The sequence below is a fragment of the Novipirellula rosea genome (genome assembly GCF_039541335.1).
In the GTDB taxonomy this organism is placed as follows: Bacteria; Planctomycetota; Planctomycetia; order Pirellulales; family Pirellulaceae; genus Novipirellula; species Novipirellula rosea.
In genome coordinates this window covers 21037-33382 of sequence record NZ_BAABGA010000099.1, presented here as the reverse complement: position 1 = coordinate 33382, position 12346 = coordinate 21037, and the positions used below count along the sequence as shown (strand labels likewise).

The following is a 12346-nucleotide window of genomic DNA, read 5'->3' as shown; positions in this document are numbered from 1 at the left end:
GCAAAACTCACGCGAACACCACGATCCCTTTTCGCTGAATGTAGGCGTGCCACAGCATGTACGCGGCGATCGTGCGGTTGGGCGACCACTGCTGGACCCTCGCTTCAAGTTCCGCCACGACTTTCGGGGTTGGCGGTGTGCGTTTATTGTCGGACACAGTCTCCAGTGCGAATTCGTGCAGCATGCTGTTGACCAATGCCACGTCGCCCAACGGGAACAGATCGGTGCGGTTCAGTGCCAACATCAAGTACACCGACGCACTCCAGTGACCGATGCCGATGACCGCCGTCAGTGATTGGCGAACCTCGTCGTCGGGCATCAGGGACAGTTCTTCAAGGACCAGCGTCTTGCTTTGCACCGCACCGGCCAACTCACGCAAGTAGCGTGCTTTTTGGCGACTGACGCCGCATCCTCGCAATACGTCATCATCGGCCTTTTGGATGACTTTGGGCGTGAGGCTGCCTAGTTGCTGGATCAATCGCGTAAATGTTGTTTGTGCCGAAGCCAAGCTGACTTGTTGTTCCAAGATGATACGTGCGAGCGTTTCAAAGCTGGGGTCGCGTCGCCACATCGGCGGGTAGCCATGGCGATCGATGATCTGACCAAACACCGGTTCTGTCGTCGCGAGATCGCGGCAATAGCGTTTCAGCGTTCGCGATGTGAAAATGCGAGGCTTGGTGCGGTTCATTTTCGGCGAGCTCGATTGGCTAGGTGTTTGGATTATGGTCACGGCAAGTCAAGGAACTGTCCCCTACCGCACGCTGAGCACGATTCTGCTGACGGTGAAAGCGGGTGGGGCGAAAATTATTAGCCCGATTTCTGGCGTTCCAATAATTCCCTTGTAGCTCAATTTGCGGTTCTTTGCATTCGAGTCGCCCAGAGAGGCTCTCAGGGGCATGATTCTGTAGTGTCGTTTGGCGCGTCATATGCTCAACATGTGCTCAAGTAGAACCGTGCGAATTTTCTATCAAACACCGCACGCTCATTTCCATTGGTGGGCGATCCCACAGCACCACGATTACAAAAACAACGAGACTCTTCTATGAGCCCCTTTGAACAACAATTGCACGTCATTCGCACTCGCCCTGGTTTCATTGCAGCACTGGACCAAAGTGGCGGCAGCACCCCCAAAGCACTCGGGCAATACGGAGTCGATGAGTCGGGGTGGAGTAACGACGAAGAAATGTTCGCGGTGGTCCATCAAATGCGAACTCGGATCCTGACGAGCGACAGTCTGACGAAGGATCGTATCATCGGGGCGATCTTGTTCGAAGACACATTGCGGCGACAAGTCGAAGGACGCCCCACGGGAGACTATCTCTGGAACGTCAAGCAAATTGTACCGTTTTTGAAAGTCGATGAAGGGCTTGCCGAGCAGAGCGATGGCGTACAGCTAATGAAACCGATGCCCAAACTTGATGCCAAACTCGATCTTGCCAAACAGCAACCGGTGTTTGGTACGAAAATGCGATCGGTAATTCACTTGGCCAACGAGTCGGGCGTCGATGCGATCGTAGAACAACAGTTCGACTATGGCAAAAAAATTGCCGCGGCAGGTCTAGTGCCAATCATTGAACCGGAAGTCGACATCCACTGCAAAGAAAAGGCAGAAGCGGAAGAGCTTCTCAAAGACGCTCTGATCAAGCAGTTGGACCGCCTGGACGGCAAGACGCTTGTGATGCTGAAGCTAACGCTTCCGGAGAAAGACAATTTGTATCTGGACTGCGTCGAGCATCCCGCGGTCGTCAAAGTCGTTGCACTATCAGGAGGATACAGCCGCGAGGAAGCGGATATGCGGCTGCGTAAACAGGCTCACGTTGTCGCTAGTTTCTCTCGGGCTCTGCTGCAAGATTTGCGAGCGGACCAGACGAAGCAAGAATTTGACGAGGCACTGGACCGCGCCGTGCAAAGCATTTTCGATGCTTCGATGACGCCCCACGCGTTGTAAGCGACCGCATTGAGTGATGCGGCACCGAGGGCGCTGAAGCAGGCGGGAGCCGGGGGGCACGCAACGTGCGCGGTCGGCCCTCACCCGGATGCGGCCCTTGTAAGGGGCCTGTCTGGCCTCTCCCAAAATGAATTTTGGGAGAGGTGACTGATGCTTGTCGCTACAATTGTTAGCGGCAAAAACCTTAAGGCTGGTCTGTTTTTGTGAGCCGACGGCATTAGCCGCGGGCATGGTGAAATCGGCGTTGACAACCCGATGGAACGGAACGCGGGCAGTGGCTCTAGCACCGCTCGATCGTCACGGCGGTGTGTTTGAACGAGGGGCAATTGCTCGAGGCATCGGTGCTGGTCATTGGGATCAACGGATTGGCTTCGGGGTAATACATTGCCACACACCCGCGAGGAATCGGATACTCGACAACTTGAAAATCTTGCAGCGTACGTGTCTCTCCGGCGTGATGGCTGGTGACCGCGACAGGGTCGCGTGATTGCAGTCCCTTTTCTCGCATGTCCGCGGCATTCATCATCACCACACGGCGAGCGTTCAGAATACCGCGATAGCGATCGTGATTGCCATAGATCGTCGTGTTGAATTGATCGTGACTCCGCACCGTCGTCATCGCAAATTGGCCGGGTTGGATCGTGTCTGGTGGGATCGGGTTGACGGTGAAATTGGCTTTCCCGGTGTCGGTATTGAATTGGCGCTCGCGAGCCGCGTTGGGCAAGTAGAACCCGCCGGGTTGGCGAACTTTTTCGTTATAGTTTTCGCAGCCATCGATCACTGCGGCAATGCCATCACGAATCAAGTCGTAATCGTTTGCCCAGGCACGCCATGGGTTTTTGGCGCGGTCCCCCAGCGTGGCTGCGGCCATCTCGCAGACAATCGCCACCTCGTTGCGCAGGTTCGGGGATGCCGGTGTCAATTTGCCTTGCGACGACTGAACCACGCCCATCGAATTTTCGGTGCTGGTGAATTGTTTGCGTGGCGGACGACCATTGCTTGCTTCGCGAACGTCTTCTTCGGTTCGGCCCAAACAGGGCAAAATAAGTGATTGCCGGCCGGCCACCAAATCGGCTCGATTCAGCTTGGTTCCGATCCGCACATTGAGTCGTGTTTTGGCTAGCCCCTCGGCGGCATAGCGAGTGTCCGGCAGCGCCATCAAGAAGTTGCCTCCGAGCGAAACGAAGACATCAATCTCACCGCGATGCAGTGCCAACGCCGTCCGCTGAGAATCGAAGCCGTGTTTTCGCGGGGGATCAAAGTCAAACACCGATTGCAGGCGATCCAGCAGCGATTCCTTCGGCTGTTCCCACACGCCCATCGTGCGGTCACCTTGCACATTGCTATGCCCGCGGACGCAGCACGGTCCCGCTCCGGGTTTGCCGATCGCACCCCGCAACAGCAACAAGTTCAGCATCTCACAAACATTCTGTGTCCCGTTGGTATGCTGAGTCACTCCCAAGCACCAGCACAAAATGATCTTTTCCGACGAACGAATCCAATCAGCCGCCTGCCGCATCGATTCACGATCGATCCCGCTGCGAATCACCAAGGTGTCCCAGTCGGCACTGCGAAGGTCGTCAAGCAGTTCATCCAAACCTGCGGCATACTCGTTAACAAACCCCCAATCGATCACCGAGCCCGGTTCGGCATCCTCCCACTCGATCATCTGTTTCATGATCCCTTTGAATAGCGGAATGTCACCGTTGATTTTGACTTGCAAAAACAGGTCGGTAAGCTCCGTAGCAACGCCTAGCATTCCGAGTGCTTCTTGAGGATTCATGAACCCCATCAACCCTGCTTCGGGCAGCGGATTGACGGCAATGATCTTGGCACCGTTGCGTTTGGCTTGTTGCAGCGCGATCAGTTGCCGCGGATGGTTGGTCCCAGGATTTTGGCCAACTACCAAGACCAAATTAGCCTGTTCGAAGTCGTCGAGTTTGGCGGTGCCTTTGCCGATCCCGATCATCTTGGACATTGCTCGACCGCTCGATTCATGACACATGTTCGAACAGTCGGGGAGATTGTTGGTGCCGAATTGCCGAGCAAACAACTGGTAGGAAAACGCCGCTTCGTTGGTCGCTTTGCCGGAGGTATAGAAGGCGGCTCGATCAGGCGATGAGAGCCCATTTAATTCGTCGGCGATCATTGCATAGGCATCTGCCCACGTGATCGGTTCGTAGTGCGTTGCGTTCTCACGCAGCACCATCGGTTCGGTCAGCCGGCCTTGTTGTTCGAGCCAGTAATCGGTGTGCGTCGAGAGTTCGCTGACGCTGTGCGAGCGAAAAAAATCGGCGGTCAGTTTCCGCGTGTCGGCTTCGTGCGCAACCGCCTTGGCGCCGTTTTCACAATAATCGAACGTGGCCCGTTTGCCGTCGTGATCCGGCCAAGCACAGCCGGGACAATCGGTCCCCAATTTCTGGTTCAGCTGCAACAGCGGCAGCGTCCCACGCACGACCCCCGCCTCGCCCCAGGCGTATCGAAAGCTGTTTAAGACCGCCGAGACGCCTGTCGATTTCTGTTTGACCGGTTTCAGTCTTAACTTATCGTCGGATTTCGCAGGCAACAGCCACACGTCGCCGTGCGGGGTCGGAATCGCCGTGGCAACCACGTTGTTGGCTTGGTCTGCGATGGACATGGGAAATCCTCGATCAGGAGGTGATTGAGCGGAGCAAGTCGTTTCTAGGATGGCGGCAATTGATTCGCCACGATTCGCTTGCAGTCATGATAAACATTGTAACGATCGGGCTTGGTGAATCCGATCAGCGTCATTCCGTGCCGCTGTGCCAATTCGATCGCCAAGCTCGATGGCGCTCCCACGGCGACCATGATCGGAATTCCCACGACCAATGCTTTTTGCACCAATTCGAAACTGATCCGTCCGCTGACGACAAGAATCGAGCGAGCAAAGACGCTGGCATCGTCGATCCATTGTCCGCCGATCAACTTGTCCAGCGCGTTGTGGCGTCCGACGTCCTCTTCGACTGCTAGCAAGCTGCCTTCGCAATCAAACAATCCGCTGGCGTGCAGACCTCCGGTTTGATCGAACAGTCTCTGAGCATGACGCAGCCGATCAGGGAGTTTTCCGATGGCTTCGGCGGCAACCGTGGGGGTGCCTGGTTTGAGCGGCGATTGAATTTGCACCGCTACCGATTCAATGGACGCTTTGCCGCAAACCCCGCAGCTGCTGGAGGTAAAGAAGTGTCGTTGCAACCGCTGAAGATCAACCTGCAGCGTGTCTCGCAGTCGCACGCGGACGACCGAACCGCTGCGGCACGGGCGAACCGCAACCACATCCTCACGCTCGCTCACAATCCCCTCGGTGACCAAGAAGCCGACGGCGAGCTGTTCGTCGGCACCGGGAGTTCGCATGGTGATTGAGATCGAACGGTCTTTCTTGCTGCCGTCCTCGTCGATCACCACCCGGATTTCGAGCGGTTCTTCGATCGCCACGAGATCTGAAACCACGGCGGCAGCGTCGGCTCGTACTTGCTGGACCTCAAATTGACGTGCACCGTTTTCACCGGCCCGTTTTTCAGCCCGCGTGTCAGTCGCTTGCGAGCGGTGGGGCGGGGGCGGGGGCGGGGGCGGGGGCGGGGGAGTCATGAAGTGTCTCGTCGATCCAGGAATGGCGTTTCCAGTTCGCTGCCGTGTCCACTTTCATTCTACGGTGCCGCGAGCCTCGTCGCCGCCTTCCCCTTAGCGGAAGTCGTCAAGACTTTCGTCCGGTTCGCCCGCTCGGGCCGAAAGTCTTGGCGACTTTCGCGACGTCGAGCTCAGGCAAAGGAACAGCAGTGCCGAACCTAGATGCCCATTTGCTGCAGCATATCGGCGATGCGGCCGAGGGTGTTGGTCAGCAGCGGATGCGACTTTTCAAATTGACGTGCTGATTCACTGATTTGCTCGCTCAGCGTGCTCTCTTCGTCATCACTTCGCCCCAGTACCGTTTCAATCTCGGCCATGGTTTGCCGCAACCGGGCGACGTCCTCGTCAGCGAGGTCGTCCGCATTTTCCAGTTCTTGATGAACGGTTTGCAATGCCAAGAGTAGGTCTTCGCGAGTCATTAGACGTCCTTCCAGGCGCGTTGTGCTGCACTGTCCAAGACCGCGTCGCAAACCTTTTGCGTTTCAAGTGCATCACGGAAACTGGGGTGCATTTGTTCGCCGGTTTCCAGCGATTTGAGGAAGTCGGCGACTTGGTGAATGAACGTGTGCTCATAACCGATGTTCAAACCGGGAACCCACCAATTTTTCATGTACGGTTGTTCGCCGTCACTGATGTGAACACTTCGCCAACCGCGAACGATCGAATCGTCGGCATGGTCAAAGTATTCGAGGCGGTGCAGATCGTGCAGATCCCAGCGAATCGAGGCATGTTCGCCATTGATTTCAAACGTGTACAGCGCCTTGTGTCCACGAGCGTAACGTGTCGATTCGAACAAACCGAGCGATCCGTTATCGAAATGGCAGAGGAAGCTACAAGCGTCGTCGATCTTGACCGGCTCTTTCTTGCCCGTTTCGCTGTGCATCCGCTCTTTGACAAACGTCTCGGTGACGGCCGAAACATCCTTGATGCTGCCGTTCAGCCAAAGTGCTGTATCGATACAGTGGGCCAACAAGTCGCCGGTCACGCCGCTGCCGGCCGCTTCGGCATCCAAACGCCAGGTCGCCGCACCGCCCTGAGGCACGTCGGCGTTGATCGTCCAGTCTTGCAGGAAGTTAGCTCGGTAGTGAAAAATCCGTCCCAAGCGACCTTCGTCAATCAGCTGTTTCGCCAGCGTGACGGCAGGGACACGGCGATAGTTGTACCAGACCATGTTTTTCACACCGGCCTTCTCGACCGCTTGGCACATCTCTTCGCCATCGGCTTGATTCATTGCCAGCGGCTTTTCGCACAGTACCATCTTGCCCGCTTCGGCAGCGGCAATCGAAATCTCTTTGTGCAAGTTGTTGGGCGTGCAAACATCGATGGCGTCGATGTCGTCACGCTTCAGCATCTCACGCCAATCGGTTTCGACCGATTCGTAACCCCAGTTGTCCGCGAACGCTTGCGCCTTCTCTTTGTTACGAGCACACACCGCCTTCAAAACCGGTTTGTATTCGCATGGGAAAAAGTGGTTCGCTTGGGCATAACCGTTCGAGTGAGTTCGTCCCATGAACCCGTATCCAACCATACCAATATTAAGCGGCTTCATCGTGTGTGTTTCCTTGTTGCGTTTGAAAGGCGAGTTCGGTTCGTTCGCGGTGCAGCGTTAGCAAAAGCGGTTTAAGCACTCTGCGTGGTGCAGTGCGTGTCGCGGACCTTGATCATGGTATCGAGAATCGTGTTCCATGTGTGCGGGTCTTCGAGCGTCGCATTGGGGAACATGCATCCGTCCCAACAAATGTGCTTGATGCCACGTTTTTCGGCGTCTTTGAGCCAATATCCCGAGCACTTGACGATATCCAGTTTGCCGTTGGGGTCATCCGCCGGGCAATGTTTTCCGGTCTTGTCGTGCGAACCGGCACCGTGAACCTCGCCATCATTCTGCGCGACGTGAAAGTCGATCGTCCAGGGGCGAAGTTTGTCAGTCATCTTTTCATAGGCCGCATAGAACTCTTCGTCGCTGTAGCCTTCATGCAACAGTGCATGTTCGGGCGCGTTGTAGCCCATCAAGTACAGATAGGTGTGCGCCAAGTCGGCTTGGAATCCAAGCGATTCGGGCATCCCGACGGTTTCGAGCAGATCAAGGATGTCTTTCCAACTATGCATGCCAGCCCAGCAGATTTCACCTTCGGCCGCCAGACGCTCGCCATGGTCGGCCGCGATCTTGGCTGCTTCCTTGAACGTGTTGGCAATCTTTTGCGTGTTCGCCTTAGGGTCTTCACGCCACTTTTCGACACCAAACTCGGCGCTGTCGATGCGGATCGCTCCGTATTGACGCACGCCGTGGTCGTTGAAAATCCCCGCGATACGGCAAGCCATCTTCACGGCCGATAGGAACTTGGCTTGCTGCTCGGCATCACCCATCGCCGAATCACCTACGGTGCCCGGCCAAATCGGCGCGACCAACGATCCGACCGCCAACCCTTTGCTGGCGATCAAGTCCGCGATCTTGCGAATCTCGTCGTCGCTGGCTTCGGGATTGGTGTGCGGCAGGAACAAAAAGTAATCGATGCCATCAAACTTTTGGCCGTCGACTTCAGCCGCAGCGGTCAAGTCGAGCATCCGCTCGAGGCTGATCGGTGGCTCTTGGCCTTCGTCCGTTCCTTTGCCCACCAATCCGGGCCACATTGCATTGTGAAGTTTCATCGCTTTGATTTCCTAAAAGTGTTCGTGTGAGTCGCTGGCGTTTCGTTTAGCCGTGTTAGCTGCCGGCCTTGGGCAGATTCTTGTGGGTGTTCGGCCCAAAGTACCGTAGTCCGACCAACGGTTCGGTGCCAAGGTTTTCGATCTCGACGCCTTTCGTTGCTGCGACGTGCGAGATGAAGACTTCGTCCGAAGTGTTTTCACCAAAGCGGATCATCGCGGGCGTCTGCAGATCGAGTGATCCCATGCGGCCGCGGCCTTGAACGGTGATCCAGCTGCTCGCACCGGGATCCTGCAGCGTGCATTTCGCACCAGGCTGGATCGTCAACTCTTTAGCACTGAACAACTGCTCGCCATCGACGGTGCCGTAGACGATCCACAAGTCCTCGTAACCATCGCCGCTGCGTTCTTCGTCGCGAACCGGTTCGAGATAGTTGCTGTTTTTGAAGTGGGTGTCGACGTTCTTTTCCCAATCCAATTGGCCGACGATGAAGTCGAGGTCTTGGTGTTTCTCTTCGGGCATGTCTTTGACCAACAGCGACCAAGGCACATAGCGGCCTTCGACGATCGATTGGTACATCCCGAACACGTCGCTGCCCCACTGTGGTTCGTACGTGCAGAGCGATCCCGGAGCGTGCAAGACGCCTGGCGGAATCAACCAACCGGTACCTCGCTTGAGTCGGTACGCGCGGCTGAGGTCGAGGATGCCGTTGTCGCCAGCGTTCCAGTTTTCCAAGCAGCGACGCACGTCTTCCTTCTGCGTTCCTGGTTCGAGTCCCATGAACGTGTAGGCAAAGTTGTTGTCGACGTTGTTCAGCTGTGGTGGAAAGTAGTAGCTTTCGGGTTTGCCTTCTTGGCCCACCAATTTGGCGTCTTCGAAACTTTGGTGCATGTGATGGGGGATCGGCCCCATGTTGTCAAAGAATTTCGAGTAAACGGGCCAACGATCGTATTTTGAATAGATCGCCTCGCCGACAATATCGTTACCACGCTCGGAGACGGCGTCCTTCAGCATGAACTTTTTGCCTTCGAAAAGGACAAAGCTCAATCCTTCGTGCCAAACTCGACCTTCGTTGGCCGCCTCGGTGGTACTGCCAAACCATCGTTCGTCGATACCGCCACGGTCGGCACCAAAGCGATAATAATCGCCGGGGTGCAACTTGATCCGACGTCCAGGATGCAAAAACGATCGTGGCACCCAAGTGGGGGTCAATCGCAACAATCCCTCGCCTGCGTCCATGGCGGAGTCGAGGATTCCCGCAACGGAGTCACCTTTAATTAAGCCTTCATCCAGCTTAACGTTACTCATCGATCGTAGTACCTTTGAATCTCGGAGGGAAAGAGTATGTTCAGGCTGGAAACGTGTTCTTCGGTCACCGAGCGTGTTCAAGTGAAGTCGAAAATGCTCGGTGGGCTGAAATGGACGCCCTAAATTGGTTTCTGAGGAAGTTATGTTTTATTTGCTTCGTAACGAACGGGCAAGAACGTCACCGATTCAGAACCGTTAAAAAGACGACCTTACTCGTTTCGATCATATCCACTGACGCCTAATTGCCCTCGCATTCAAAGATTCATAGATCATGGCAGAAATTGTCGCACTTCGAAAATGGGACCGCCGCGAGCCCCAAATCGCCTGGGATAGCGACTCGCCCCTGTCGATGGACATCGAAACACGGATGGGCGAGATCAAAACCCGCCATGGCCGTTTTGTTGGTGGCGCGTCGGATAACGTCGAAGTCGTCGAAATCGACACCGGTGTGATGCGGGTCATCGTGTTACCCACTCGCGGGATGTCAATCTGGAAAATCGAGGCCGAGGGGATTCGCTTCGGCTGGGACTCGCCCGTCACCGGCCCGGTCCATCCATCCCAAGTTCCGCTGTTCGACCCTAGCGGTCTCGGTTGGCTCGAAGGGTTTGACGAATTGGTCGTCCGCTGTGGATTGGAGAGCAACGGAGCCCCTGAGTTCGACGATTCTGGCAAGTTGAAATACCCGCTGCACGGACGGATCGGGAACCTGGCTGCCGATTCGCTATCGATCGAATACGACGAGGCGTCCGGACGGCTCGAGTTGATTGGCGAAGTCATCGAATCACGACTGTTTTTCAAGCGTTTGAGGATGAGAACGCGATTGCGAGTCCATGCCGGCAGCTACCGAGTGGATCTGTTGGATGACGTCACCAACGAATTGTCGACTCCAACAACGATGCAGTTGCTGTATCACATCAACGTCGGTTCGCCGATTCTGAAACCTGGCGCGGTGCTCGAAGCGGCCTGCGAAGAACTTGCTCCGAAAGACGCATTGTCGGCAAGCGAACTGGAGACGTGGAACCAATTTGGTAAACCCGAATCGGGCTATCAGGAACGTGTCTACTTTGCCAACCTGGTGTGCGACGATTCGAGCGAAACCACCGCGATGCTCCGCAGTGCGGAAAAGAATCGTGGCATGGCGGTCACATTTAATGTCAGCCAGCTTCCCAATTTCATTTTGTGGAAGAACACCGGCGCCAAAAGTGATGGCTACGTCGTTGGTATGGAGCCCGCAACGAACTTTCCCAACACGCGTTCGTTCGAGGCCGAACAGGGGCGTGTGGTCACGATTGAGCCCGCCGATACGGTCTCGTTCCGTTTGTCTTTGGAAGTGCTGACCGACGAAACGGCGGTCGAAAAGGTTAGCAGCCGAATCAAGAGCCTCTCTGCGATTCACGCTCCGCAAATCCACGATGACCCCAAGGTGGGTTGGTCGCTGTGATGGCACACTAACGCATTTTTATCTTCGATGTAGCAGCCGTCGCCAGACGGTGGTGATTCGTATTTGCTCGCCAACAATCCACGCTCTGGCGAGCATCGCTACGAAACGCAATGCCGCTTTGGGCTGAGCCAGGCAACGAGGGCCAGGCAACGAGGGCCAGGGAGCGAGGGCTTCGGCAGTCGTGCCGTGGGCGACTTACGTTGGCACTCGGGTTCACGCGTGATGTTTGACCATCACGACTTCGCTGAAACCTGAATTGAACATCACTTCGTCCATAAAACTGGTGATCAGCATCATCCCACGGCACTGCTCCAATTCAAACGATTCGGGCGTTCCGGGGGCGGGGTTGAAGCGAGCGAGTCGGCCATTACCATCATGGGAAACCGAGATTCGTGTGTCCTTGTCGCCACCAGAGACCTTCAAGTGGACGCTGCGTTTGCGATAGCGGTCCGACGCTGCACGTTTCGTCAGTTCAGCCTGGCTGTCGGTGTCTCCGGCGATGACTTTGGCGACAATCGGATCTTCGTCGCTGAGTTCCAGATTGCCATAGCAAATCGCATTAAACAACGCGCTGGCCACCGCCATGCCGATGCGGATTCGATTTGTGGGATTAAGCTTTCCTGAGGCCGCCAGCGCTTGAATGACAATCTGAGTCGCCGGATTGATCGATTCAATATAATTGCCCAGCTTGAAATAGAACTCGGGTGAACGCAGTTGTCCCGACAGCGGCTGCGAAAATCGATCGCTGCCCGAGTAGGCGATCGTTTGCCGTACGACAGGATTGAGCAGCATGTTGAGTGAGTTTTTGGGGACAAAATTCACCGCGCCCAATGCAAGTGCGTCGACCGCCAAGTCCTCGGATCCTCGCGCCGTGACGACCACCGTGGGTAACTGTGATTGTTCAGACACCAACGCTTGGACTAGTTCGAGTCCGTTCATGTTGGGCATTCGCAAATCGGTGACAACCAACTCGGGCATGTGCTCGGCAATCGATGCCATCGCTTCGCGTCCATCCTGAGCGCAGCGTACCTCGTGAGCGTCGTCTTCGAGCAACGTTTGCATCAGCACCGTATGCGTCGGGCTGTCTTCGCACAGTAAAATAGATGCCATCATGGACTCGTTGGTTAGGTGGAACAGAAACGCACGCGAACCGTGTTGATCGAGCTCGATCTTGTAGGCCCAGCGATTCAGGGGGGGCGTTCCAGGGTAGGGCTCGAGTCAACTAGATAAGGCTCCGTTCCACACTCGAAAAGGCGCGTGCATTCTATAGTTTAGACCAATGCCGGCTGCAGTGTGGAGCGATGCTGTGCCAGTAGGGCAAGATTTTTGCCCTCGCTACGGTGTCAGCCATTCACGCTGT

General features: G+C 55.8%; 10 protein-coding genes. 2 read left to right on the top strand and 8 right to left on the bottom strand.

What is annotated here, in order from left to right:
• Nucleotides 1-7: 7 nt before the first annotated feature.
• Nucleotides 8-688, bottom strand: coding sequence for a DNA-3-methyladenine glycosylase family protein (locus ABD971_RS29650; RefSeq protein WP_345327325.1), 681 nt, complete (start codon nucleotides 686-688; stop codon nucleotides 8-10).
• A gap of 354 nt (nucleotides 689-1042) precedes the next feature.
• Here ABD971_RS29650 and ABD971_RS29645 point away from each other — a divergent pair, with 354 nt between their 5' ends.
• Entirely contained in the window at nucleotides 1043-1948 is a 906-nt protein-coding gene (locus tag ABD971_RS29645) for a fructose bisphosphate aldolase (RefSeq protein WP_345327324.1), read from the top strand.
• Nucleotides 1949-2228: 280 nt separating this feature from the next.
• Here the strand turns inward: ABD971_RS29645 and ABD971_RS29640 are convergent, their stop codons facing one another.
• From ABD971_RS29640 to ABD971_RS29615, 6 genes are all read right to left on the bottom strand, one after another.
• A complete protein-coding gene (locus ABD971_RS29640) occupies nucleotides 2229-4586 on the bottom strand; it encodes an FdhF/YdeP family oxidoreductase (RefSeq protein ID WP_345327323.1) in 2358 nt (785 codons plus the stop codon).
• Nucleotides 4587-4630: 44 nt separating this feature from the next.
• Nucleotides 4631-5554 (bottom strand): formate dehydrogenase accessory sulfurtransferase FdhD, encoded by a 924-nt coding sequence (gene fdhD, locus ABD971_RS29635; protein WP_345327322.1) that lies wholly within the window; start codon nucleotides 5552-5554, stop codon nucleotides 4631-4633.
• A gap of 197 nt (nucleotides 5555-5751) precedes the next feature.
• Nucleotides 5752-6012, bottom strand: a complete 261-nt coding sequence (locus ABD971_RS29630) for a DUF4404 family protein (RefSeq protein ID WP_339942589.1) — start codon at nucleotides 6010-6012, stop codon at nucleotides 5752-5754.
• Entirely contained in the window at nucleotides 6012-7142 is a 1131-nt protein-coding gene (locus ABD971_RS29625; RefSeq protein WP_339942588.1) for a Gfo/Idh/MocA family protein, read from the bottom strand. Before ABD971_RS29625 ends, ABD971_RS29630 begins: the two co-directional genes overlap by 1 nt.
• Nucleotides 7143-7213: 71 nt before the next feature.
• Complete coding sequence (locus ABD971_RS29620) at nucleotides 7214-8239, bottom strand: sugar phosphate isomerase/epimerase family protein (RefSeq protein WP_345327321.1); 1026 nt, start codon at nucleotides 8237-8239, stop codon at nucleotides 7214-7216.
• 55 nt (nucleotides 8240-8294) lie between these two features.
• Nucleotides 8295-9545, bottom strand: coding sequence for a hypothetical protein (locus ABD971_RS29615; protein ID WP_345327320.1), 1251 nt, complete (start codon nucleotides 9543-9545; stop codon nucleotides 8295-8297).
• A gap of 271 nt (nucleotides 9546-9816) precedes the next feature.
• Here ABD971_RS29615 and ABD971_RS29610 point away from each other — a divergent pair, with 271 nt between their 5' ends.
• The gene (locus ABD971_RS29610; protein WP_345327319.1) at nucleotides 9817-10986 is read left to right on the top strand and encodes an aldose 1-epimerase family protein; all 1170 of its coding nucleotides are present in this window, start codon (nucleotides 9817-9819) and stop codon (nucleotides 10984-10986) included.
• Nucleotides 10987-11199: 213 nt separating this feature from the next.
• On the opposite strand, the gene ABD971_RS29605 is transcribed toward ABD971_RS29610, so the two are convergent.
• Nucleotides 11200-12096 (bottom strand): response regulator, encoded by an 897-nt coding sequence (locus tag ABD971_RS29605; RefSeq protein ID WP_345327318.1) that lies wholly within the window; start codon nucleotides 12094-12096, stop codon nucleotides 11200-11202.
• Nucleotides 12097-12346 lie beyond the last annotated feature (250 nt).